Raw genomic sequence first — 25204 nt, forward strand, 5'->3', positions numbered from 1 at the left:
AGATACGGGTTGTTAACTGATAACTGTTTACTGTTAACTGATATATCTGTTACCTTTGTTACCTTTTGCGCCTTAGCGTCTCTGCGTGAAATACTGTTTACTGCTAACTGTTTACTGTAAAAAGTGTCAACTTTGTCAACTTTTGTATAAAACTATCTAATAGCAGTTACTCCTATTTTTTTATTACCGACCACAAGTAAAATCTAAAAGCAGAACAAAACGATTCAAAATAACATTATATTAAACAATAATGACACCTTTTGGCTACAAAACAGTCATAATTGTTAAATATTGCACTTTTTTATAAATTTTTGTACATAATTGAAAAATTGTTGTACATTTGTCGACTATAAAAATACGATCTATCACTATGAAACATTATTTGTCTTTTTAGAATCTTTTTGAGCTATTTCTGATTACTATCATTTCATAATGATAGAACTATGACAAATATAAAATCATATTAAAACAATCGTATATGTAGTACTAATCTAAAAAGAGTGTGTGTATATGAAAAAAAGGTTGTTATTGATTCTATCCTGCTTATTTCTAAGTATAGGATACATTGCGGCACAAACAACAAAGATCACGGGAACTGTTGTTGATGATCTGGGAGAACCCGCCATAGGCGTATCTGTGGTAGTAAAAGGTACTACCATTGGTACCGTGACTGATGTCGACGGAACGTTTTCCATTAATCTTCCCGATGGAAAATCAGCATTAGTATTTTCCCTGATAGGGATGAAATCAAAAGAAGAGACTGCCAGAGCAGGAATGAGAGTGGTATTGGAACAAGATGCCAAAGTTATGAATGAAGTTGTAGTCACAGCAATGGGCATACAACGCGATCAGAAGATATTAGGATATGCTGCTACTCAAATCAAATCGGATGAAATATCAGCAGCGAAATCCGGGTCTGTAATGAGTGGACTGAACGGTAAGGTAGCCGGGGTCAATATTTCCACAGCAGGACCTGCCGGAACCTCACAAAAGGTACTGATCCGCGGTATATCTTCATTCAACGGTAATAACCCTTTGTATATTGTTGATGGTGTGCCAATCACTAATGAACGTTCAGGAACTGACTATGTCGATTTTGGTAATAGCGCCAACGACATAAACTCCGAAGACGTGGAATCGGTAACGGTACTGAAAGGAGCGTCTGCTACCGCACTTTATGGTTCCCGTGCTGCTAACGGCGTTATAATGATAACAACCAAAAGGGCAAAAAATGAAAAACTCACAATATCCTATGACGGTGCGTTCACAGCATCAAACGTCCTTCGCGTGATGCAGACCCAGGATCTTTATGGGCAAGGCTGGGGTGCTTGGGACAGGGCCGAGAATGGTTCCTGGGGACCTCGTCTCGATGGAACTATCCACGAGTGGGGATCAGACGAATTGGACCCGGTAATGACAAAGCCTTTTTCGTATGTGAAAGATAATATTCGTAACTTTTACAAAACCGGTTCTGAATTGAATAATGTTCTATCGGTACGTTATGGAACAGATAAACTCGGGCTTTACGCTTCATATGGAAATGTGACCAGCAATGGTACCCTGCCTAATAACGGGGATACATATTCACGTAATACAATCTCTTTGCGCGGAAATGCAAAATGGGATAAATTCTCGGTAGATGTATCTATCAATTATGCACGTAAAGATATACGCCGGACGCAAGAAATGGAAATGGAACTTCTGCAACACGCAGTGGATGTAAATTATTCGGAAATGAAAGATTATAATGATGAACGTTACAATCTTGACAACTATTATACTTACTATGCTACTAACCCTTACTGGATGATTGATAACAACTATTATCTGTATCAGGATAACCACACATACGGTAAGATCGAAGCTTCATATCAGTTATTAAGCGGACTAAAAGCGACGGCAAGACTTGGTGGAGACTTCCTGAATTACGACAGGGAAAACATTAATGCGAAAAACTCTTTCACTCCGGGTTCTTATAGCGACTTAGGTGGAGCTACGGCACAGAACGGGTATTATTCGAACTACAGGTACAACAGAGACCAGTTGGATGCAACAGCATTCCTTTCGGCCGACTATAAAATATCCGACTTCTCTTTAGGCGGTACTGCCGGATGGAACCTGAATAAGCGTACATACGAATATACCGGAGGTTATGTAAACGGCCTGGGTGTACCCGACTGGTACAATCTCCAGAATACAGGTTCGGCAGCATATGCCGATCAGTATAACGAAGACCGTCGTCTGATAGGTATATTCGCTCAGGCGGAAATTGGCTATAAAAACTTTGTATATCTTAACCTGTCGGGACGTAAGGACTATTCTTCCACACTTCCTAAAGGTGAAAACAGCTATCTTTATGGAGGAGCCAACCTTTCACTTATCCTTACCGAACTTTTGCCGACACTGAAAAATTACAAAGTAGATTTTCTGAAGATACGTACCGCTATAGGGCAAACCGGTAATGACGCTGGGGTTTACAGGACTTCTTCATGGTTCGAACCGGTAGCCGGATCTAACTCTACATATTATTACACATGGTTGCCTATCAATGGAGTACTGGGGTTGACCGAATACAACAGGCTTCCAAGTCAGACATTGAAACCTGAAATTACGACTGAATATGAATTCGGCTTACAAGGTAGTTTCTTCGACAACCGTATCCGCTTAGATTTTGCTTATTATAATAAACAAAGTAAAAACCAGATAATCTCAGCGACACTAGCTCCCGAGACCGGATATACATCCGAAACACGCAATGTCGGACTCCTGGAAAATAAAGGGGTGGAAATAGCTGCCGGATTTACACCTGTGCGCACAAAAGACTGGGAATGGGATGTAAATACCACATTTACTAAAAATACGGGTAAAGTGCGTGAGCTTTGGGATGGTTTACAAGAATATACTATTGTTTCATGGCGCGGTATAGAATATAAGATGAGATTAGGACAAGAAATCGGAACCTTTCAGGTACCTGACGTTGACCGTGTGAAAGATGCGAGTAGTCCTTACAATGGATATGCAATAGTTAACAATAACGGATTCCTGACACAGTCGACCAGCGATAAGAAGATTATTGGTTCATCTCAGCCGGATTTTATCCTGGGATTGAATACCTCCGTTAAATTTAAAGATTTCAGGCTGACTGTAGTAGGAGACTGGCATAAGGGTGGATGGATGGCATCTAATACATCTTATATTACTCACTTCAATGGTAACTCGACGCAAACGGTATTTAATGAACGTAATTCTTTCATTTATCCAAATTCGGTGAAAATAGTAGACGGAAAATATGTAGAAAACAATATTCCGCTGATGTCAAACCAATTCAATTATTATGGCAACTACTCATACACTCCGACAGTAAGGGACGAGATGATCATACCTAAGGATTTCTTTAAGATCAGAGAAATAACACTTTCCTACGATGTGCCAAAGAAATTCTTAAGCTCTACTCCTCTGAGTAAAGTGGTATTAAGTGTCATCGGCCGTAACCTGTTCTTGTTTACGCCTAAGAAAAACAATTATGTAGATCCGGAAGTGGCAAATATGGGTAATGACCTGAATTCCGAATTCGGTGAAATATCCAGTGCGGCTTCGTACCGTACATTTGGTGGTGCCATTAAGGTTGAATTTTAAATAGAAAAATGATGAAAAAGAAGAATTTAATATACATAGCCCTGTCAGTGCTTCTGACAAGCATATCATTTACATCGTGCGACGGTTATTTAGATGTAAATGAGAACTCAAATTATCCTGCAGAGGCTAACCTCGAAAGCTTGCTGCCTGCTGCGGGAGCAAGTACAATTGCCCAATTAGGATTGAACGGACAACTTATAGGTGACTTATGGTGCCAGTACGTTACTCAGGGGAACTCTACGAACCAGTACAATACAACTGTAACCTATAGTTTGAGCCAGGAGTCATATAACGCTTTTTGGACCAATGCTTACGCTAATACCCTTAAAGATCTGAAGATCATGATCCCTTTGGCCGAAGAAAAAGGTGCATGGAACTATTGGTTGATAGGTAAAGTGCTCACGGCATATAATTTCCATGTACTTACCGATTTATATGGTGATATACCGTTCACGGAAGCTTTAGACATAAAAAAATATCCGGCGCCAAAGTACGATGACAGCAAAACCGTTGTATATCCGGCTATCATTGCGCTATTAGATGAAGCTATCGCCAAAGCTCCTCAGGCGAAGGTTGCCAGTAATCCCATAATAGATACAAAAGATTTCTTTTTTAGGGGGAATATCGATAATTGGGTAGCTTTCGCCAAAAGCCTGAAACTAAAAATATACATGCGTGATTTTGAAGCCAACAAGACAGAAATAGAAGCTCTTATCAGTGCCGGCGGACTATTGACAAAGAACTGTGCTTTCAGTGTATTTGAAAATGCCACTAACAAAGGAAATCCTCTGTACGAGTATAACATTCGGCAATTAAATACAAAAGAAAATATAAGGGCATGCCATACTTTCACAGAATTTCTATTAGCAGCGAACGATCCGCGAATTGAGAAGATCTATGAATTAACAGCCGTAGCCGCAGATGCCATCGCTAAAGGCGAAACGCTTACTTACAGGGAAATGTACGGAGGTCTGCCTTGCGGAACAAAACCTTCTACAACTGCCGGAGCTGCCGATGCTGTACCTCTCGTAAATTCATCAAGATACAAACAAACCTTTGCCGACAGTGTTTATCTGATGAATGCAGCGGAAGTTAGCTTCCAGGTCGCAGAAGCCCAGGCCAGATTAGGTAAGACTAATGAAGCTAAAGCTGCCTATGAAGAAGGTGTACGCCGTGCATTCAATCGCTGGGGGTATGACGCTACCGATTTCATAAAAGCCGGAGGCCCCTACGCATTCAATGCTTCTTCTCCGGACGCCATGTTGAAAAGTATTCTTACTCAGAAATGGGTGGCCGGAGCAAAAGCCAACTCATGGGATTCTTGGATGGATCGTAACCGTACAGGCATTCCGGCAATCAGTGATGCGGAAAAGGTTCGTGAAAGCAATACTACTCCGGGACTTGCTGAAGGATATGAGTTAGGTACTTTGGTGAGTCCGGGAACAACCGTACTTCAGCGCAGAGAAATACCCCGTCGTCTGCCCGTACCTAATGTTTCTGCCCTTTACAACCCTAATGCTCCGGCGACTAAACCTACACAGGAACCGCTATGGTGGCAGGTTGCTAACGGCAAGTAATATGAAACATCAATTCCAATTTTAGTATTCAGTACCTAATTTTAAAAAATATGAAACAAATAAAATATATTCCATTCTTATTCTTATTGCTTCTGGGATTCGTTTCCTGCGATACATATGGAGATTATGAAATTGAATATTCTTCCATTCACCCCTTAGGCGGTAAATACAGAGTGATAGTAACAGATGAAGCGGGGGCACAAGTGTACAAAAACTATTGTGAAATTTCCAATACAATAGATGGTTCTACCACTCAGTGCTGGTTGCGGATAGGAAGTTATTCCCTCAGTGGAGCAAACGCTTATTCAATCAATGGAAAAATCAATTGTGATCTAAGCTCTCTTACTTTTTCGGGAACTAACATAGAGAATCTGGCCGGGAATGTGGCCTCCTCTACCAATACATTTACCCTTACCGGAGGAAAGATTACCCTGAAAGGTGCAACTGCCCCGTCAGGTACAGTGGCAGATGCTATATCTTTCACTTTCACAAATTCCCGTTTTCCGGGAAAGACCTATAAAGCAGAAGGTTACCGCTTCACTGGTTGGTCTGAAGACTAAGACGTACACGATCAATAATAAATTGTAAAATCAAGAAGCCCGGAGTTCTTATTGCCCCGGGCTTTATACTAAAAGGGGGGAATTATGTCCGTATTATCCCTCAACTTCAAAAGAACGGACATCATACAAACACTATAATGCAGAGATGTATCAATTTTGGAAGGGACTGACAGCTTACCTCAAGCCAGTCTCTTTCACCCCTTTTTATTTTCTTTTTATAGAGTATTTATGTTCTATGCTTAGAATGCCCTTATATATGATCCGCTCTTCGAAAGCAGGTGTCCTGACCATTCCCACTGATTCCATCAATCTGACAGAAGCCGTGTTTTCCGAGTCGGTTATTCCATAAACTTCATTTACTCCGGTTATCTTAAAAGAATAATCTATGAGCAGTTCCAATGTCTCTTTTGCAAAGCCACGGTTCTGATATTCGGGAGAAATGTTACATCCGATTTCAGTTCTATCGCCTTCTATCTTTAGAGCACAATCCCCTATAAGTTTTTCAGTATCCTTACTGATAATAGCCAGCCCAATCCATTCTCCTCTTTTTCCAAAATCTGGATTGCCGTTTTGATTTACAAAGTCCAGTGTCTGTTCTTTTGTGAATGGTTCCCAATATTGATATCTGGCGACTTCAGCGAGTGAGCGATAAGAGAAAACAGCATCTGCATCAGCTACAGCTATAGGTCTAAGTAAGACCCGGCCTGAAAGAATGAAGTTTGGCATCTCTTCATTCATGGTTAAATCCCAAATTTCTCAGGATATCTCTTTCTTCTTCCGATGCATTTATAACCGTATAGGCAAAGTATTCGCGTCGCAGCGGATATTCATTCCTCAACCCTTTGAAATTATCGGGAGAAGCCTTTAGCAAAGCGAAATCATCTAATGGATTATAAGTATCCAATATTGCCCCATAGATCCGATCCACATTTTTTGCATATCGGTTCACATCTATTACTGGACTTGCAGGAGCAGGCTCTTTAACCAAAGAAACAGGTTGTTTATCCAATCCGTAAAGATCGGCAATCGACTCCAGTGACATACGTGTCGCATTCGCTTTGCCATCGGCAGAATAACCCGCGATATGAGAGGTGGCTATATCTGCCAGGCCGAGATATTCCAAATCGATCCGGGGTTCATTCTCCCAGCAGTCTATAATGGCACCCGATATCTTATTCTCCTTAATTGCGTCTTTAATGGCTACAGTATCTATTATCCCTCCGCGTGCAGAGTTAATGATAACAGGCTTTTTCTTCAGTAAAGAGAAGAATTCTTTGTCTGCCAGATGATATGTTTTGTATTGCCCTTCTTTTATCAGAGGAGTATGGAATGTAATTATATCCGCCTCATCCATTATCGTTTGCAGGCTGGCAAAATCGCTGCTTTTTTCCTGATCCTGTCTTGGAGGGTCATTCAGCAGGACTTTCATTCCTAATATTTCACAGGCTTTTGCTACCTTCTTCCCTACATTACCCACCCCGACAATGCCTATTGTTTTATCTCTTAAGTCAAAACCTTTTTTCCGGGCAATCGTAATAAGGGAAGACACCACATACTGCATCACTGAACCGGAATTACACCCCGGAGCATTTTTCCATATAATACCATGCGCATCACAATACGCCGTATCTATATGGTCATAACCGATAGTAGCGGAGCAAATCAACTTTACATTACTTTCCTTCAATATGCTTTCGCCAAAATGGGTCACTGTACGGACAATCAATGTGTCCGCATCTTTTATCGTATCCTGCGTAAAGGCAGAGCCATCGAGATAAGTTACATCTCCAAAATGCTCAACGATTCCTTTCAGATACGGTATATTTTTATCAGCTATTATTTTCATTTGTCAATTTATGAAACATATTTTCTATCGAGTCTATTTCCCCGATTTCGTGGTCTGCGATAAGCTGACCTTTATCCAACAGGATAAATCTTGAACAGATATCTTTTACCTCATGCAGGATATGTGTCGAAAACAGCACCACCTTATTTATAGATAAATCTATAAGCAGATTATTCAGACTTTCGCGTTGGTTAGGGTCCAGTCCGCCGGTTGCCTCGTCCAGAATCAGGAATAAAGGGTCGTTAACCAAAGCCTGCGCAATTCCCACCCGTTGCCTGTTCCCTTTCGACAAGTCTTTTATTTTCTTCTTGTACTCCTTTTGCAGGCCTGTTTGTTCTATCACTTCCGATATACACTCTTTATCTGCATCGTATATTCCGGCCACATAACTGATGTATTCCTTTACATACATATCTTCATACAAAGGGTTATCTTCGGAAAGATAGCCTGTTTGCCGCTTTATTTCCAGAGAATTCTCAAAAAGGTTTTTCCCGGAAAAACTTATATGCCCGCTATCCGGCCGGATAATTCCGGACAGAATTTTCATCAGTGTAGACTTTCCTGCCCCGTTAACACCCAGCAGCCCGATTATTTCCCCTTTATTCATAGAGAAACTGACATCTGATAATACTATCTGATCGCCATAGCTCTTCGATATATGTTCTATCTGTATCAAATACTTCTTTTTTAATAATTAAAGGTATAAAAATAACAAATCTCCCTGACATTAATCAGGGAGACTTGCCTTATTCGTATTCAAAATCGTTATGATCTTGCTTTCAGCTCCTTGTCAAGAGTATAGATACCGAATCCGTTATCCTTGATCATTTTCAGAGCATCGATATATCCCTGTGCTGTAGATTCTTCTTCTACCTGCTCGTTTACAAACCATTGCAACATGCTTTCTGTAGCATAGTCCTTTTCTTCACGGGCTATAGTAACCAGATTGTTAATCATAGCGGTTACTTTTTGCTCATGTACCAGAGTATCTTCAAAGGCTGCCAACGGAGATTGCCATGACTGAGCAACTTTTGCTATTGGTTTTAAATCCACTTTACCTCCTCTTTCAATCACATAATTGAAAAGTTTCATTGCATGTTGCTGCTCTTCGTCAAACTGGTTTTTGAACCAATGAGCGAAACCCGGCTTACCATCTGCGGCAAAATGGGCAGACATAGATAGGTAAAGGTATGCAGACCAAAATTCTGCATTGATTTGCGCATTTAATGCGGCTTCTAATTTTTTACTTAACATAATAATGATATTTTTGATGATAGTTATTGTTCTGAACAATTTAGATACAATATTACAAATATAATATTAACCCATCAAAAAATATAGATATTTGTTAACAGGATATTGATAATAACTATAAAGTCAGCCACCTCAGATACCGCAATAACATATAGATAAATATATTTCTGAAAAATATCAAAAACAATCACTAATATTTATCGTTTAATTAAATGTATGCTTCAAAAGTTAAAAACTTATCGGCAAATACATTTATCTTTGTTCGCATTTATACAAAACTGAACTGAGCCAACAGCATAGAAATGAAAAGATACTGGCAAATACTAAAGAAATACTCGCTCAGCCTTGTTATCAGCCCTTTTCTTGTACTGATAACGGTAATGAGCGAAACCATACAGCCTTTATATATGGCTGAGATAATCGACAATGGTGTAATGCCAAAGGATTTATCGGTGATAACCGGTGTCGGCATCAAGATGGTGGCAGTATCTCTGGTAGGATTGATAGTCAGCATCATTAACGTATATGTATCGTCCCGCGCATCCATCGGATTTGGTACGGACCTGAGGTCGGGCCTTTTCAACAAAATACAGCAGCTTTCATTTACCGAAATAGACCGTTTCAATTCGGCATCATTAATCACCCGCCTTACCAACGATATTTCACGTATCCAGCAGGTAATACTGATGGGAATGCGGCTGATGCTGCGCTCTCCGCTGATGCTTGTAATGGCTATATTCTTTGTAATCAAGATCAATGCCGATTTAGCCCTGATACTTATCGGAGCAGTGCCTGTTCTGGGTATCAGCGTATTTCTTATTCTCCGTAAAGGTTTTCCATTGTTTATGAAGGTACAGCAAAAAGTCGATAACCTGAATGCCGTAGTAAGGGAAAACCTGATTAATATCCGTGTGGTAAAATCCTTTGTCAGAGAAGATTTTGAGAGTGAAAAGTTCACCCGTAGCAGTGAAGACCTGCGCGACATGGTTGTCAGGGCATCCAATATAGTTGTTACGATGTTCCCGGTCATGCAACTGATAATGAACGTATCTACCATCGCCATCCTTTGGGCAGGAGGGGGAAAGGTTATATCCGGTGAACTGAAAGTGGGAGAACTGATCTCATTCGTGAACTATCTGGTGCAAATATTGATGGCTCTGATGCTGCTTTCGATGGTAATAATGGGTATCGCCCGTGCATCAGCCTCATCTCAACGCATACTTGAGGTGCTGAATACCGACCCTTCACTATCCGATACAGAAACAGGCTTACTCAATAAACACAAGGTCACCAAGGGAGAAATCACATTCAGCAATGTCTATTTCCGTTATAGCGGAGGAGAGAACGATGTCCTTAAAGACATCAGCTTCCATGCCCGCCAGGGAGAAACCATAGCAGTGGTAGGAGCAACAGGTGCGGCAAAAAGTTCAATGCTCCAGCTTATTCCCCGGTTATACGACACCACAGGGGGCGAAGTTTTGATAGACGGGATAAACGTGAAAGATTATAGTCTGGATGAACTCCACTCGGAGATAGGTATGGTATTGCAAAAGAACGAATTGTTTACAGGTACTATTATAGATAATCTCCGTTGGGGAAAACCCGACGCTACAACAGAAGAGGTGGAGGAAGCAGCTAAAGCGGCACAAGCCCACGACTTCATTATGTCCTTCTCCGACGGATACAATACACTGTTGGGGAGGGGTGGCATAAATGTGTCGGGCGGGCAGAAACAACGGATTTGTATAGCGCGCGCCCTGTTGCGCAAACCTAAGATTCTCATTCTCGACGATAGTACCAGTGCTGTGGACTCGGAGACCGAGCAAAAGATCCGCCACAACCTTGACAACCTGCTCCACGACACAACTGTGTTTATCATCACACAACGTATAAACACGATGCAGTCTGCCGACAGGGTTATCGTACTCGAAGACGGGGAAATAGATGCCATCGGCAAACCATCCGAACTGATAGAGAGATCGAAGGTATATAAGGAAATATATAATTCACAGCAAATAGCATTCTGAGATATGGCACACGGAGACCACTACAAGCATACAGGTAAGCCAACCGAGGGAAGGAAAACATTCCTGCGGCTAATGTCATATCTTACCTGCGATAAGAAACTGCTCTCGGTGATCGGCTTTCTTATTATTATCAGCATAGTATCCAGCCTGCTGGGTTCATATATGCTCCGTCCCATTATTAACGACTATATTCTGCCTGGTAATTTCAACGGTCTTGTAAAAATACTCCTCGTATTGGCAGGCATTTATCTGGCCGGAGTCGTAGCTACTTATGTCCAATACATTCTTCTGAATAAAATAGGGCAGAATACAGTGACCCGCATGCGTACCGATTTGTTCAAAAAGATGGAACAGCTACCTGTCAAGTATTTCGACACTCATCAGCATGGCGACCTGATGAGCCGCTATACGAACGATATAGACCAGATAAGCACGGCGCTTACCGACAGCTTGTCCGATATGCTTTCCAGCGCGCTGATGCTAATCGGGATTTTTGCCCTGATGATATACATCAGCCCGATATTAACGCTGGTGACCCTGATTACCGTTCCGCTTATGTTTATCAGTGCTAAACTGATCGTAAAACGCAGCCGCAAGTACTTCAAGGCTCAACAAGAGACACTGGGTGAGGTAAACGGATACATCGAAGAAATGATAAGCGGGCAAAAGGTCATTAAAGTATTCGGACACGAAAAAAAGGTAGAAACCGACTTCGATGTAATCAATCAGAGCCTGAGAGGTAAATCCGAAAAAGCCCAGTTCTATTCGGGTATGATGATGCCCGTAATGCAGAACCTGAATACACTGAACTATGTCATTATTACCATTGTGGGCGCGTTACTTGCCATATTCAGAGGCTTCGACGTGGGGGGACTTGCCGCATTCCTGCAATACTCGCGCCAGTTCGGGCGGCCGATAAACGAACTTGCGAGTCTATACAACAGCATACAGGCTGCGATAGCAGGGGCTGAACGTATCTTTCAGGTAATAGACGAAGAGCCTGAACAAGCCGATACACCCGATGCCATTAGCCTCCGTAATGTAAAAGGCGATCTGGAAATGAAAGGCGTCTGCTTCGGCTACAAACCTGAGAAACTTATCCTGAAGAGAGTATCCCTGCATGCTACGCCGGGAACTAAGATCGCATTGGTAGGCGAAACCGGAGCAGGCAAAACTACAATACTCAACATGTTGCCCCGCTTCTTCGATATCAAATCGGGAGAAATAACCATAGATGGTATATCTACCCGAAATATCAGGCGTGAGGACCTTCGCAGGTCAATGGCCATTGTCTTGCAGGATACTCATTTATTCACAGGGACTGTACGTGAGAATATCCGCTTCGGGCGACTCGATGCAACTGATGAAGAAGTAGTCCGGGCCGCGAAACTGACAGCCGCACATTCTTTTATCAAACGTTTGCCGCAAGGTTATGATACAGTGCTCGAAAATGACGGGGCAAACCTTAGTCAGGGACAACGCCAATTGCTCAATATCGCACGCGCGGCTGTTGCCGACCCTCCAATCCTATTGCTCGATGAAGCTACAAGTAATATTGATACGCGCAGCGAACTGCTTATACAGAAAGGGCTAGACCAACTGATGGAAGGACGTACCAGCCTGATTATAGCCCACCGCCTGTCTACAGTCATGAATGCGGATAAGATTCTTGTAATGGATCATGGACAAATCATAGAGCAGGGCAGCCATAAAGAATTACTGGACATGAAAGGAAAATATTATTCTTTATATCAGGAACAATTCGAAGAATTTTAATTTCTCTATTATTCATTTTGTTCTGCTAATACAAGGCTATTAAACAGGAACTAATAACCGTAATCCGTTTACATACTAAACGAATCTTCTATTCAACTCTGAAGCGCCTGTGCTCAAGCCAAAACTTTCGGGCTTCAAAACTGTTAATAACTCTGTGGTTTACCTGCCCACAAAACAGTACAAAGTTCTTAAATCAGTTGAATAGAGATAAATAGGCAATCTATGATCCGTAAGAAAAATTAACCGTATATAATACTTTTATACAGAATTATCTTGTACTTTTGGGGCAATTTTCAATATGAGAATGCATGAAAGAAAATCATAAAGTCCCGTTTAGTGCCTTGGGTGTCGTACTTGCCATCGGTATCGTATTTGGCGATATAGGTACATCTCCCTTGTATGTAATGAGGGCTATACTGAATGCCCTGCCTGCCGGACAACTTACACGTCCCGACTATATTCTGGGAGCTGTGTCCTGTGTTATCTGGACGCTGACTATCCAGACCACTCTTAAATATGTCATCATCACCCTGCGTGCCGATAATAAAGGTGAAGGTGGAATACTTTCTCTATATGCACTCGTACGTCAGAAATACCGTTGGGCGTATGTCCTAGCCGGATTAGGAGCGGCGACACTACTTGCCGATGGAATTATTACTCCGGCGATGACCGTTATGTCGGCCGTGGAAGGGTTGAATACAATTGCCCCGCATATTCCTGTTATACCTGTCACTATAGCCATAGTCCTCATACTGTTCCTTGTCCAGCCCTTTGGTACAGGTTCCCTGGGTAAATACTTCGGTCCGCTGATGATAACATGGTTTACCATGATGGCAGTTATGGGAATGAGCCAGCTTGTCACCGATGTCACTGTATTGAGAGCATTCAACCCGATGTATGCGATTAATTTCCTTATTGCCGTTCCGCAAACAATGATTATACTGGGTGCGGTATTCCTTTGTACCACAGGTGCAGAAGCTCTCTATTCCGACCTGGGGCATTGCGGTCTGAAGAATATCCGCGTATCGTGGATATATGTGAAGATAGCGCTTATACTCAACTATCTGGGACAGGCAGCATGGATTATCAACAGCCACGGTAAGGTAACCCACGACATCAACCCGTTCTTCGCCATGATGCCCGAATGGTTTGGTCTCATCGGAGTGATGATGGCTACAATCGCCGCCATTATTGCCAGCCAGGCACTTATCAGCGGTTCGTTCACCGTTATCAGTGAGGCTATCTCCCTTAACATCTGGCCAAATGTAAAAATTCAATATCCGACTAATATAAAAGGACAACTCTATATCCCTTCCATCAATCATATGATGATGGTGCTGTGTATCATTATCATTCTTACCATGCAGTCCTCTATGAAACTGGAAGCGGCTTACGGGCTTGCTATTACCCTGAGCATGCTGATGACAAGTGTGCTGCTATTCCTTTACTTTATGAAGAATAACAGGCCTTTGTGGTTCAGTATTCCATTGACTTTATTCTTCGTCGTTATTGAGTTCAGCTTCTTCCTTGCCAATATGCAGAAGTTTGCCCACGGTGGTTTTGTGCCTATTGTTATAGCAAGTATATTACTACTGTTCATGTACTCATGGTACAACGGACGCAGGATAAAACGCCACTATACAGTCTACGATCAGGTGGACGAGCAATATATCAACCAGATTATCCGTATCAGTAAGGATGAAACCGTACCCAAAGCGGCAACACATCTGGTATATATAGTAAAAGCCAATAACAAGAACTTCCTTGAGAGCAAAATAGCATACTCTCTATTTAAAGGAACCCCTAAGCGCGCCGACACTTACTGGTTTGTCCGTATCAAGAGAACGGATGAGCCTTACGAATTCAGCTATGAAACAACGGTGTATGTCCCGAAGAAAGTATTCCGTATCAATATCAGAGCCGGATTTAAGTTGGGTATCCACACCGATAAGTATGTGACACTGATAGCTAATGAGCTGGAGCGCCACGGGCTTGTCGACCTTACTACCCGCTACCCGTCTATGCAGGAAGGAATAGATAAGAGAGGCGATTTCAAATATATGGTAGTAGACCGTATATTTCGCAATGTGCATATGAATCCGTCGCGTCAGATCGTACTCGCCTGCTATAATCTGGTCAAGAAGCTTACTACTTCCGACACCCAGATGTATGATATAGACCCATCACTGGCCGTTGTCGAAACAGTACCGCTAAGGCAGGTCGATCATACCGAGGAGCAGCTGAAAGAATTACTGAAGCAATCGGCGGAAGAATCAGAGTCGTAGACCGTCGAGCAGTTTCACATACAACTCCATACCTTCCCGTATCTCACTGAGCAGGATATACTCGTTTGCAGTATGCGAACGTGCCGAATCTCCCGGCCCCATCTTCAGAGTAGGGAACGGCATAAATGTCTGGTCCGATAAGGTAGGCGAGCCATACGGTTCTTTTCCTATCATTATCGCACGTTGGACAAACGGATTTTCCAATGCGATACGGGACGAATTAAGACGATACGAACGCGGCTTCACTTCGCATCCGGTCTGCCTGTCTATCAGTTTGAACAGTTCTTCGTTACTATATAACTCGTTGCTACGGACATCCACAACAAAGTCACATTTATCGGGAACTACGTTGTGTTGAGTTCCTGCATTAATCATCGACACGGTCATTTTTACAGGGCCCAGCAGATCGCTGACCTCGGGAAATTGATATGTCCTGAACCACTCTATATCTTTCAACGCCTTGTAGATGGCATTCTCTCCTTCGTTGCGGGCAGCATGACCCGCCTTTCCATATGCAGTGCAATCAAGTACCAGAAGTCCTTTTTCGGCAATAGCAGGATTCATCTGTGTAGGCTCTCCCACAATGCCGAATTCTATTTTGGGAAGGAGGGGAACTACAGCTTCGGCTCCATCTTTTCCAGAGACCTCTTCTTCACATGAGGCCAGGAATATAAGGTTATAATCCTGTTTCTTAGCTGTCAAAATAAAGAATGTATGCAACAGGGAAACAAAACTTGCTCCGGCATCATTACTTCCTAACCCAAACAACTTATCATCCTCTACCTCGGGAGCAAAAGGGTCTTTAGTCCATCCCGATACAGGGCGCACGGTATCCATATGCGAATTGAGCAGGATAGTCGGCTTGGCCTCATCAAAGTCTTTCGACTGTATCCAAAGATTGTTGCCTTTCCGCTGTGGTTCATAACCCGCCTTACGCATACAAGTGGCTATGACTTCCGCCACATTATGCTCCTCCCTGCTGAAAGAGGGTGTTTTAATCATTTCTTTCAGTAGGTCTACTGCATTGTAGTATAGCGCGTCGATATCGTGTTCCATAATGGTCTTTATTTCTTAATTTTTATTATTCGAATAGTTCAGGATATAATTCCTTAGATATACAATGCACCTGATACTTGATATCATCATCCACAATCGTATTCCAATCAAGTGACTCAAAAATCTTTTCCAACGCCATACAAACCTGAAAATCATCTTCCGACACTTTGTATGCCAACCCCGCTTTCGCTCCCGATACAGATAGTTCGAAACTGTTGGGTAAGACCCATATATGTACTTTGTAGCCGGAAATGATGATATGTTGAGGCTGTTCCAGATCGGGATATTGGTTGATAGTAATTCTCAGTTTATCCAGATCGTCGAAAGAGTAGGAGACTGTAGGATCGAATGGGATACATCCTTCTTCAAGTTTATTAAGCATTACACCCAATTGTAAAAGCTTTTCCCCAAGGTCTTTTCTATCCGCATATCTGAAATAGGCGCAAAAAGAGTCACCTTCGCAATTATGCCCTCCTCTCGAACGCATGTAATGGAAGTATTGCAGCCGGTTACCCCAACGCTTGATTTCTTCACGTGTATTGTTCTGAAAAATACGGTCTTCTGCTATTTTGTCTAAATTCACAGCCTATTTATTTAAATTAAAAAACAAAACTATTCACCTTTCACTATCAACTCCCCTATTTTCAAATCCAGCGGAGTTGTTATCTTTATATTCGTCACTTCTCCTTTCACCAGATGCACATCTACCCCCATAGCCTCTACTACCGACGCATCATCGGTAAATGTATCTTTGAATTCCGTTTCATATGCCTTTTTCAATATATCCGTATGAAAAACCTGCGGGGTCTGTACCAGCCTGATTCCGGAACGGTCTATTATCCTGCTCTTCGTACCGCCAATCATCTCCCGAAGGCTGTCTGTAGAATCTATCACCGGGATAACAGCATGATATCTTTTAGCTGCATCGAAACACCTCGCAATCATTTCTTTAGAAGCAAACGGCCTCACCCCGTCCTGTATAGCCACTATTCCTCCATTTATCAATCCTAATCCGTTTTTCACCGAATGAAAGCGGGTCTCACCTCCCATAGCAATTGTATGCGGTATTCCGAAGTGGTAATTGGCGCATAACTCCTTCCAGTACACATGATGAGAATAGGGAAGTACCAGAACAATATTCACACTGTTATCGTAAGAGTGAAAAGCCTCGATAGTACGCATCAAAACAGGTTTACCCGCAATCGGGATAAATTGTTTGGGCAGATCGCTTCCCATGCGCAACCCTTTGCCGCCCGCAACGATAATGACACTTCTACTGTTCATTCTATCTTATCGAGTATTTTTTGTATTTCAATGTTGGTCTTCTGTAATTTGTCTTTACAAAACTTGATAAGTGTAGCTGCCTTCTTTACTTCCTCAAGAAGCACATCCACATCGAGTTCTTCATTTTCGATACGATACATAATGTCTTGTAGCTCCTGCATCGCTTCTCCGTATGTTTGTTCTTTCTTTGCCATATCCTTTAATTATTTTATTCTATACCAATGCTCTGATCAGCATAAATATCAATGCTGCCGCAGCAAGCCCTAGAAACCCTAACTTTACATAATCGAGAATATTGTAACTTCTCTTCAACGCAATATTTACCTCACCGTTTTTATCAATAAAATAGGCATTACGCCCTTTTTGCATAACCAATGCCAGCCCTTCGGAATAGCTGTAAACCGTTTCGAATGCAAAAGGTACAACCGCTTTATTCTCGTTGTTTATAAATCCCCAGACATTTCCCATACGTGCAGCCGCGCGCCCTTCCGAAAAATTACGCAGGTCGTCATATATAAAAGGGATAACGGTATTGCCCTGCTTGTCGATGCATCCATACTTACCGTCTTTTCCTACCGCAAGGAGTTCTTCGGAAAATTCGACAGCCATATCGTCGTAGATGAAAGGGATAACTTCGCGACCATCTTTGCCCAATACTCCCCATTTATTCTCCTTCGAAATGCAGATAAGGCCTTCTTTAAACAGGCCGCTGCCTTTACAATCATATACAAAAGGAATAACCTCATTGCCTGATCGGTCGATATATCCGCCATGTCCGTCTTTACAGGCATAAGCAAGGCCATTGTTGAAATCCATCACTTCTTCATAGATGCCAAAAGCTATGACTTCATTACCCTGCTTGTCTATAACTCCGGCTTTACCATCCTTAAACACACCGCAAAGGCCTTCCGAAAACCAGTTTACGCCGTCATACACATATGGGATAACCTGCTTTCCCTGCTTATCTATAAAGCCCCATTTACCATCTTCAGACACTCCTGCCAGACCGTCGGCAAAGGCATCGGCATTTTCATATTCGATAGGAATAGCTACATTTCCTGCCTTATCTATAAAACCGTTTTTTTTGTCTTTCTGTACCATTGCCAAGCCATCAAAGTAACTATACGCCATTTCATAAATGCAGGGGACCGCCAGTTCTCCGTATTTGTTTATAAATCCTGTACCCGACTTGCGTATTATATGTGCCATTCCGTCCATAAAGCTGAAAGCATAAGAATAAGAAATCGGTTTTTTATCTGTGTTCATAGTATTTTTTTAAGAGTATATGACTTCATTTTACAATAGATTCTATTTCTCCATCCGGGAAAAAAGTTGTAATCTCATCACCCTTTCTTAGTATCCCGCTTTGTTTTACAATCTTCCCGTCTTTCATTGTCAGGGTATAGCCCTTTTTTAATATATTTTCGGGTGAGGATAAATGTAACTGTTTATCCAACGTTTCCAACTTATTCAATTCTTCCTTATATTGCTGTTGTATACTTCTTTTCAAGCTATCCTCCAGCATGGAAAATTTGCTTTGGTTATCTTTCAATAATTGTAAGGACTTCCTCTTCAAATTATCTTCCAGGAATGCGAACTTGTTCTGATTTTCGCGTTGTATCCGCACCATACCTTTTGCCAATACATTTCTGGCAGAAGAAAGTACAGTTTCCTGTTCTCTATACCAGCCCTTCAGGATAAATGAGTTTTTAGTTTCGAATACACTCAGGCGCACAGTTTCATCCTGTAGCCGTTGCGAAACCAAAGATACTATATCCTGAGATATTTCTGTCAACTCCATTGCTGTTTCTGTCAGGTTGCCGATCAGGAATTCAGCTACTGCCGTCGGTGTTTTTGCCCGGGTATGTGCTACAACATCCAGAACGGTTTCGTCCCGTTCGTGTCCTATCCCCGTGATAACAGGCAGTGGAAATTGGGCGCAACTGGCAGCTAAGAGATAAGAATCGAAACTGCTAAGATCGGATGTAGCTCCCCCTCCCCTTATAATAACGACAGCATCGAAGCAATCCTGATATTCGTATATACGCTCCAGTGCTGAAATAATAGAATCCTCAGACCTGTCACCCTGCATGATGGCCGGAAAAAGTTTTGTATAGAATACAAATCCAAAAGCATTCTTATGCAGCTGATCGAGAAAGTCCTCATAACCCGCTGCCGTAGGAGAAGAAATAATGGCGATGCGATTCATCGGAAGAGGCAATTCCAGTTCCTTGTTAAGATAAAGGACTCCGTCTTCCTCTAGTTGCTTGAGAATGGCAGCACGGTTCAGGGCCTGATCGCCTAAGGTATAGCTGGGGTCGATATCGTGAACCGTAAGGCTGAACCCATATAATTCATGAAACTCGATACTCACCTGTACCAGTACTTTGAGGCCCGAAGAAAAAGTCTGTTTAGTAGAATTTTCGAAATAAGCCCTTAACAGATGGAAGGTATTCGCCCATATCATGCCCCGGGCTTTGGCCACAAGCGTTTTGCCGATACGGTCTTTTTCTATAAATTCCAGATAGCAATGGCCGTTCTGATTAACCCGTACGTCGCTCATCTCCGCCCTGATCCAAACCATTTCGGGGAGAGTGTCGTTAAGTACTCCTTTTATAAGGTTGTTCAGTTCATATAGCGAGATAGCCTGATTGTTCATTTCTTTTTCTTTGAAGCTTCTTTAACCTGACTTGCTGCTTTTTCTTTCTTTTCCACTAAAGATTGGGCCAGGGACATTGCCTTGTTCATGTCGGGCAAGCCGTATCCGTAATCCTGATCGGGAGTTTCGAAATTGTCGGACGATTCGCGTACAATACTTACTATTTCGCGGTTAGTCAATGTCGGAAATGCCTGCCACAGACAAGTAACCATCCCGCACATGATAGGAGATGAAAATGAGGTGCCTGCCTTGAAGCTTACACGTCCATTATCATCAATAGTTGCCGCCCCTAGCCCTAATGCCATCACATCAGGCTTTATCCGGAGGTCGGCGGTCAGACCACGCGAACTGAAACCGACAATGCTTGAATCCTGTTGTATAGCGCCCACAGTGAGCACATTCACCGCATCAGAGGGTGGGGTTATCTTTCTCCATTCCGAATCGCCGGAGTTACCTGCACTGATTACCACCAGCATCCCTTTCTGAGAGGCCTTATCTGCCGCCCGTGAAATAAGAGCCGTTTTGCCATCGAGGTCTTTATGTGTATAGCTTTTTGCAGGCTTATCATAGTTGTTATATCCTAACGATGTATTTACTACATCTACTCCCACGCTATCGGCATATTCTATAGCTGTAGCCCAATAATCTTCCTCGATAGGGAATTCACTACGGGGGTCTTCCGAACCCAGAAGCCAAAAGCTGGCCTCGGGCGCGGTACCTACAAACTGCATCGGTTTGTTTGTCCCTATACATGACAATACGTTCAATCCGTGCTGATTGGCATTGCTAAACAAGTCTTCGTTTTCGTATACAAATCCCTTGTAACCTTTTATATCCAGATTATCAAGCATCTCTATCTGTGGCAAATGATTAAACCCGGCATCTATAACGGCTATGGTCATACCTTTACCTTTATATCCGGCATTATGCAGAGCCTGCCCGTTGTTCATCTCTATATTTGTACCCGATTTTGAATAATAATTGCCAAATGCGACTGTTTCTTTTGCCGCATAATTTATGATACTATCTGTTTTCACTTCACCTTTTGGCTTTCCTTTCCATACAAAGAGAGCATCGGATACGAAAGGGAGTTCTTTATATTTTTCTACCAGTGTACTGTCATTACAATGGACGGCTACTGTTCCCATCCACTTACTTTTGGCTACGATAACTCCTCCCACATTTTCTATGGCTTTGAGATATTCCGATGAAATTGGAAGATCGGAAGTGTCTATCGCAAACCCTTGTCTATGACGACGTTCGATCGCTTTGGGAGAAAGGAATTCTTCAGGCTTATCTATTGTATAGGGTGTCTGTCCTTTATCTTTGAGTGTCAGCCGGAATTTGTAGTTGTAATCCTGCGCAAACAGAGCCGAAACCGATATGAGCAGGGCGCAAAGTAATGTTACCTTTTTCATGTTGTTATTTGTTTTATACAAAAGTAAAGATAATAGTCGTTAGTCACTTATTTTTGTAATAATAATTAAGGTTTACGGCCAATGTCAATTTGATCGTTCATCAATATGTCCAGACTGTATTCCTTATCTCCTTCCTATTTTCCACATCTCTTCCTGAACCGGCACATGGCACATCAAATATAAAAATCACAAGTTAAGAAACTAATAATCATACATTTATTAAATACGCTTCATTTTTTTCAAAAAAAGTTGGTGAAAAATTTTGTCAGTTAAAAAATACCGCCTAGATTTACAGTGTACTAGTTTTCTAATACACTAATAAAATAATAAACGAATAACTAAAAACATACAATTATGAAAACAGCAATCCTAACTTCAGTATTCGCAGTATTGGTTTCAACAATGAACCTTGGCGCCAGAAATATTATCACATACAGCAATGTAGAAAGCGGTGAGTTTGGAGTAAAGAAAGAATATGTTTCCATTAATAAAGAAACATCCAAACCCGAAAGCAAAGGATATTACCACTATGACAGGAAGGGCAATATCGTGGAAAAGACAGTAAGTATATGGAATGATGAAAAAGGATGGGAGAATTTAGTGACATACACTTATCAATACGGAGATGCAAACAAAGTGACTTATATAACATGTACAAGATGGGATAAAGATAATGCCAGATGGTCCGAAAAATCAGACGTTACTGTGCATATATATAATGATAAAGACGAATTTCTGACGACGAAAAGAGTTCAGGTAGAAAACAAAGCCGCCTTCGACTTAGTTTCTCAGAAATAAATACTAAGCAGAATATATTGAATATCGATAAGAGAGGGATAACAACCTATATATAATATAATTACGCAGTATTAACTTCGAATAACAAAAATCAAAAACAAATCCCCTTACCCAAAAATATGTTCTTCTAAAAAGACTAAGGTTGCCTGTTGAGCAACCTTAGTCTTTTTAGAAGAGTTAAATAATTGATTATAGCAAATTGCCGATCTTAAATCCGAGAAATACAGTACGAGGCAAACTCGGTCCGTAAATATATGAAGGGTCACGGTCGATACCCTTATCAAAATCTTTCTGATAAGAATTGAATATATTTTTCATACCGGCAAACCACTCAACAGTGACACCTCCCGTTATCCTCATATCATAATGAAACTTCAAGCCCGCATCAAAAAATGTTTTTGATCTGCGCAATTCTCCGGCATCCCGAACCTCGCCCTCAGATAAATCAACTCCAAAATACGGAACTAACATCCGGCCGGTGTAATTACCTGTTGCAGACAGGCCGAAATTACGGGCAAACTCCCAGTCCACGGTAAAAAAGCCATAGGTATCAGGCGTTCTGAAAAAGTTCTTTTCCCCGAAGGTTTCTTCAGCCGTTTTATATTTACTAGACTGAATAGTAAATCCTGCGCTCGCGCTCAACTTATCTGATGGCATCAGTTTCAGTTCCAAATTCAAACCCTGAACAGATGCTCCGTCCTTAGAATTGATACGGGTATAAATCACTGTTCCATTCTCATCCGGCGCACCGATTTCATTCCGGAAGGGATTATGCAGTTTGTTGAGAAAACCTTCTACAAGTATATTCGTGTTGATACCTCCAAGTTTTTTGTTGAAATCGAATGACAGGGTAAAACTTGAACTGTTCTCCTGCTTAAGACCAGGGTCATTTTTATTTACCACCTGGCGCGAACCCGATGTTTCGATATGAAGATCCTCATCAAATATTTGCGGAGCACGGTAACCTCTCGAAAAACCAAGACGTGTTTGCAGATACTCCGTAAGATCATACATTATACTTGCGCGGGGTACAAGCACAGTTCCCGATTTGTCGCTATCTGTCTGTTTATCGTTGATAGAATAATGCTCTATACGTGCGCCGGCAAGAAACCTGGCTTTGCCTACTTTAATCTCATATTGGGCAAAAGCACCGGTAGTAGAAAGCGACTGGTCGGATACGATACGGTTAGGGACATGCGTTGTTTCTATTTCCCCATCATCATTGACCTTGTATTCAGGATACCCTAACTTCTTATCTGTCAGATGTGACCCGGTATATTCCACACCTCCTATAAGAGTTGAAACATCATTTACCGAGGCCTTATACTGAGTACCGATATTAAACGTTTTATCCTTTGTGTTTCCGTAATCGCTTAACGATTGCCTGGCTCCGTAGTATGAATCACGGTCAAGATATTGTCCCGAAGCAAATACGGTAAGCAGGTCGCTCTCCCGCAGATATTGTTCATAGGTCAATGCCCCTGTCACCATATCATGTTTTACTGATTCCGAGATATCCCGTTCATGATCAGGATAATCCTGTTTATTACCGCCTTTACGCTGTTCGCGAATATTGAAAAAATCGAGGCTTATCTTACTTCTGTACGCAGGACGGTGAAATATACGGGTGCCGATAACGGTATTCTTCATTGGCGCTATTTCGGAAAAGCTATCACCATTGGCATCGAACATCTTGCGGTCACGCATATTACCGAATACAGAAATACCGGTTTTATGATCTTCTGTAACGAGTGTTGCATTCATTGTGGCATTATAATCGGCCGCTGGCCCATTAGAACCGCTTAGTCCCGTCCCTATCAATGAAGTATTAAATCCGGCTTCGAATGAATTCGTTTTCGGATCTTTCAGTATCAGGTTAATTGTTCCGGCAATAGCATTCGATCCATAAAGCACAGAACCACCGCCACGAACAACTTCTATCCGTTCCAGCATATTTGCGGGAATTAATTCCAATCCGTAAACACCTGCAAGGCCACTGAACATAGGGCGGCTGTTTATCAGTATCTGCGAATACGGACCCTCCATCCCATTCATACGGATTTGGGAAAAACCACAATTCTGGCAGTCATTCTCATAACGTAAGCCGGTACAGTAATTCAAACCCTCACCTAACACAACCGACTGGGTCGTTTCCAGCATCTTGGTACTGATCGTATTTACTATCACGGGAGCTTCTGCTCGCTTTTGTGAAGTACGTCCCGCTGTTACAACCACTTCGTTAAGATTGAGTGCATCCTCTTCTATTTCGAAGTTCACCTCTAACGACTTTCCACGCATCAGTTCCACTTCTTTTTCCTGAGGTTTGAATCCTATACCTTCGGCTACAACAGTAAACTTTCCTTCGGGCAGGTTCTTAAGCGCATAATGTCCGCTGGCATCCGTAGCTACACCTATTGTCGTATTTTTAAGGACAATATTAATATACGAGACATGTTTGCCTGTCTTACTTTCAATCACATGTCCGAAAATATTGGCGTCGGTACGCACCAGATTAGCCTGCATCACTCCTGCAGGCAGCATAAGTATCAATAATACTACTATATATTTTTTCATCTTCTGTTTTTAGTTAATCAGTATCTGTAAAAGTAAAGTCCGGTTCCGGATATCAGGTTAGAAAAAAGGAGGAGGACGCAGCAGAAAACTGCCTCTTTGATACTGAAAATGCAATACAGCATTTGAACTTGTCAGAAGAACAACAGTATTGACTGACGGAATAGTCAGGTCAATAACAGCTACAGACAGATCTATTACCTCAAAAGCAGATAAGTGCTGTATTAATTGTAATTCTGTTTTTATATGAGTATGCGCGGGTTTTCCATCACATCCTTTTTTATAGGGATGTGAATGGAGGATCATAATATCATCAATCTTATGAATGTGATAAAAGAAGTTTATAGATCCCAGATATAAGACCGTCACAATCAGGAGGCAAAACTTACTGATTGTTAGCGAATAACTGTTACGCATTAAATTGCGGTGTAATGATAAATAGCTTTTTAGTTGAAGT

Annotated in this window: 19 protein-coding genes; 7 read left to right on the forward strand and 12 right to left on the reverse strand. The window is 41.9% G+C overall.

Annotated features, from left to right (window positions below; all coding sequences use genetic code 11):
• The first annotated feature begins 510 nt into the window (after positions 1-510).
• Genes ACFO6W_RS13770 through ACFO6W_RS13780 form a run of 3 tightly spaced genes read left to right on the forward strand, consistent with a single transcriptional unit; the run spans position 511 to position 5773 of the window.
• Positions 511-3636 (forward strand): SusC/RagA family TonB-linked outer membrane protein, encoded by a 3126-nt coding sequence (locus ACFO6W_RS13770; protein ID WP_379997378.1) that lies wholly within the window; start codon positions 511-513, stop codon positions 3634-3636.
• An 11-nt stretch (positions 3637-3647) separates the two neighbouring features.
• On the forward strand, positions 3648-5213 hold the full coding sequence (locus ACFO6W_RS13775) for a SusD/RagB family nutrient-binding outer membrane lipoprotein (RefSeq protein WP_379997380.1): 1566 nt from the start codon (positions 3648-3650) through the stop codon (positions 5211-5213).
• 50 nt (positions 5214-5263) lie between these two features.
• Positions 5264-5773, forward strand: coding sequence for a lipid-binding protein (locus ACFO6W_RS13780; RefSeq protein ID WP_379997382.1), 510 nt, complete (start codon positions 5264-5266; stop codon positions 5771-5773).
• 204 nt (positions 5774-5977) lie between these two features.
• Here ACFO6W_RS13780 and ACFO6W_RS13785 read toward each other — a convergent pair whose 3' ends face one another.
• The 4 genes from ACFO6W_RS13785 to ACFO6W_RS13800 form a co-directional block, all read right to left on the reverse strand.
• Complete coding sequence (locus ACFO6W_RS13785; RefSeq protein WP_379997384.1) at positions 5978-6511, reverse strand: GNAT family N-acetyltransferase; 534 nt, start codon at positions 6509-6511, stop codon at positions 5978-5980.
• Complete coding sequence (gene pdxB, locus ACFO6W_RS13790) at positions 6504-7619, reverse strand: 4-phosphoerythronate dehydrogenase PdxB (protein WP_379997387.1); 1116 nt, start codon at positions 7617-7619, stop codon at positions 6504-6506. The genes ACFO6W_RS13785 and pdxB overlap by 8 nt, the downstream gene beginning before the upstream one ends.
• Positions 7603-8295, reverse strand: a complete 693-nt coding sequence (locus ACFO6W_RS13795) for an ABC transporter ATP-binding protein (protein ID WP_379997389.1) — start codon at positions 8293-8295, stop codon at positions 7603-7605. Before ACFO6W_RS13795 ends, pdxB begins: the two co-directional genes overlap by 17 nt.
• An 89-nt stretch (positions 8296-8384) precedes the next feature.
• A complete protein-coding gene (locus ACFO6W_RS13800) occupies positions 8385-8873 on the reverse strand; it encodes a ferritin (RefSeq protein ID WP_006800194.1) in 489 nt (162 codons plus the stop codon).
• A gap of 302 nt (positions 8874-9175) precedes the next feature.
• On the opposite strand from ACFO6W_RS13800, the gene ACFO6W_RS13805 reads away from it, so the two are divergent.
• From ACFO6W_RS13805 to ACFO6W_RS13815, 3 genes are all read left to right on the forward strand, one after another.
• Positions 9176-10900: an ABC transporter ATP-binding protein gene (locus ACFO6W_RS13805; protein WP_379997391.1), complete on the forward strand. Its 1725-nt coding sequence runs from the start codon at positions 9176-9178 to the stop codon at positions 10898-10900.
• Positions 10901-10903: 3 nt separating this feature from the next.
• A complete protein-coding gene (locus ACFO6W_RS13810; protein WP_379997393.1) occupies positions 10904-12676 on the forward strand; it encodes an ABC transporter ATP-binding protein in 1773 nt (590 codons plus the stop codon).
• A 308-nt stretch (positions 12677-12984) separates the two neighbouring features.
• Positions 12985-14961 (forward strand): KUP/HAK/KT family potassium transporter, encoded by a 1977-nt coding sequence (locus ACFO6W_RS13815; protein ID WP_379997395.1) that lies wholly within the window; start codon positions 12985-12987, stop codon positions 14959-14961.
• Here ACFO6W_RS13815 and ACFO6W_RS13820 read toward each other — a convergent pair.
• From ACFO6W_RS13820 to ACFO6W_RS13850, 7 genes are read right to left on the reverse strand one after another with little or no spacing between them, the layout of a single operon-like run.
• Positions 14950-16017, reverse strand: a complete 1068-nt coding sequence (locus ACFO6W_RS13820; RefSeq protein WP_379997397.1) for a M20 family metallo-hydrolase — start codon at positions 16015-16017, stop codon at positions 14950-14952. The two genes, ACFO6W_RS13815 and ACFO6W_RS13820, sit on opposite strands and share 12 nt — an antisense overlap.
• Positions 16018-16042: 25 nt before the next feature.
• Complete coding sequence (locus tag ACFO6W_RS13825; RefSeq protein WP_379997399.1) at positions 16043-16600, reverse strand: hypothetical protein; 558 nt, start codon at positions 16598-16600, stop codon at positions 16043-16045.
• A 29-nt stretch (positions 16601-16629) separates the two neighbouring features.
• A complete protein-coding gene (locus ACFO6W_RS13830) occupies positions 16630-17301 on the reverse strand; it encodes a 2-C-methyl-D-erythritol 4-phosphate cytidylyltransferase (RefSeq protein WP_379997401.1) in 672 nt (223 codons plus the stop codon).
• Positions 17298-17495 (reverse strand): exodeoxyribonuclease VII small subunit, encoded by a 198-nt coding sequence (xseB, locus tag ACFO6W_RS13835; RefSeq protein WP_194224434.1) that lies wholly within the window; start codon positions 17493-17495, stop codon positions 17298-17300. Before xseB ends, ACFO6W_RS13830 begins: the two co-directional genes overlap by 4 nt.
• Before the next feature lie 19 nt (positions 17496-17514).
• The gene (locus ACFO6W_RS13840) at positions 17515-18567 is read right to left on the reverse strand and encodes a WG repeat-containing protein (protein WP_379997403.1); all 1053 of its coding nucleotides are present in this window, start codon (positions 18565-18567) and stop codon (positions 17515-17517) included.
• Between the two features lie 25 nt (positions 18568-18592).
• Positions 18593-19960 carry an exodeoxyribonuclease VII large subunit gene (gene xseA / locus ACFO6W_RS13845; RefSeq protein WP_379997405.1) on the reverse strand — a complete coding sequence of 456 codons (1368 nt, stop codon included), beginning with the start codon at positions 19958-19960 and terminating at the stop codon, positions 18593-18595.
• Entirely contained in the window at positions 19957-21378 is a 1422-nt protein-coding gene (locus ACFO6W_RS13850; protein ID WP_379997407.1) for a S8 family peptidase, read from the reverse strand. The genes xseA and ACFO6W_RS13850 overlap by 4 nt, the downstream gene beginning before the upstream one ends.
• Before the next feature lie 354 nt (positions 21379-21732).
• On the opposite strand from ACFO6W_RS13850, the gene ACFO6W_RS13855 reads away from it, so the two are divergent.
• Positions 21733-22176 carry a hypothetical protein gene (locus ACFO6W_RS13855; protein ID WP_379997409.1) on the forward strand — a complete coding sequence of 148 codons (444 nt, stop codon included), beginning with the start codon at positions 21733-21735 and terminating at the stop codon, positions 22174-22176.
• Between the two features lie 189 nt (positions 22177-22365).
• On the opposite strand, the gene ACFO6W_RS13860 is transcribed toward ACFO6W_RS13855, so the two are convergent.
• A complete protein-coding gene (locus ACFO6W_RS13860) occupies positions 22366-24750 on the reverse strand; it encodes a TonB-dependent receptor (protein ID WP_379997411.1) in 2385 nt (794 codons plus the stop codon).
• Positions 24751-25204 lie beyond the last annotated feature (454 nt).

Origin of the sequence: Dysgonomonas termitidis (assembly GCF_042654545.1) — a bacterium.
GTDB lineage: Bacteria > Bacteroidota > Bacteroidia > Bacteroidales > Dysgonomonadaceae > Dysgonomonas > Dysgonomonas termitidis.

Bases quoted from the DNA above. Each gene is read 5' to 3' on its own strand.
- ACFO6W_RS13820 (WP_379997397.1), bottom strand. From the start codon at position 16,017: ATGGAACACGATATCGACGCGCTATACTACAATGCAGTAGACCTACTG.
- ACFO6W_RS13815 (WP_379997395.1), top strand. From the start codon at position 12,985: ATGAAAGAAAATCATAAAGTCCCGTTTAGTGCCTTGGGTGTCGTACTT.
- ACFO6W_RS13805 (WP_379997391.1), top strand. From the start codon at position 9,176: ATGAAAAGATACTGGCAAATACTAAAGAAATACTCGCTCAGCCTTGTT.
- ACFO6W_RS13855 (WP_379997409.1), top strand. From the start codon at position 21,733: ATGAAAACAGCAATCCTAACTTCAGTATTCGCAGTATTGGTTTCAACA.
- xseB (WP_194224434.1), bottom strand. From the start codon at position 17,495: ATGGCAAAGAAAGAACAAACATACGGAGAAGCGATGCAGGAGCTACAA.
- ACFO6W_RS13775 (WP_379997380.1), top strand. From the start codon at position 3,648: ATGAAAAAGAAGAATTTAATATACATAGCCCTGTCAGTGCTTCTGACA.
- ACFO6W_RS13830 (WP_379997401.1), bottom strand. From the start codon at position 17,301: ATGAACAGTAGAAGTGTCATTATCGTTGCGGGCGGCAAAGGGTTGCGC.
- ACFO6W_RS13785 (WP_379997384.1), bottom strand. From the start codon at position 6,511: ATGAATGAAGAGATGCCAAACTTCATTCTTTCAGGCCGGGTCTTACTT.
- xseA (WP_379997405.1), bottom strand. From the start codon at position 19,960: ATGAACAATCAGGCTATCTCGCTATATGAACTGAACAACCTTATAAAA.
- ACFO6W_RS13850 (WP_379997407.1), bottom strand. From the start codon at position 21,378: ATGAAAAAGGTAACATTACTTTGCGCCCTGCTCATATCGGTTTCGGCT.
- ACFO6W_RS13840 (WP_379997403.1), bottom strand. From the start codon at position 18,567: ATGAACACAGATAAAAAACCGATTTCTTATTCTTATGCTTTCAGCTTT.
- ACFO6W_RS13860 (WP_379997411.1), bottom strand. From the start codon at position 24,750: ATGAAAAAATATATAGTAGTATTATTGATACTTATGCTGCCTGCAGGA.
- ACFO6W_RS13800 (WP_006800194.1), bottom strand. From the start codon at position 8,873: ATGTTAAGTAAAAAATTAGAAGCCGCATTAAATGCGCAAATCAATGCA.
- ACFO6W_RS13810 (WP_379997393.1), top strand. From the start codon at position 10,904: ATGGCACACGGAGACCACTACAAGCATACAGGTAAGCCAACCGAGGGA.
- ACFO6W_RS13780 (WP_379997382.1), top strand. From the start codon at position 5,264: ATGAAACAAATAAAATATATTCCATTCTTATTCTTATTGCTTCTGGGA.
- pdxB (WP_379997387.1), bottom strand. From the start codon at position 7,619: ATGAAAATAATAGCTGATAAAAATATACCGTATCTGAAAGGAATCGTT.
- ACFO6W_RS13770 (WP_379997378.1), top strand. From the start codon at position 511: ATGAAAAAAAGGTTGTTATTGATTCTATCCTGCTTATTTCTAAGTATA.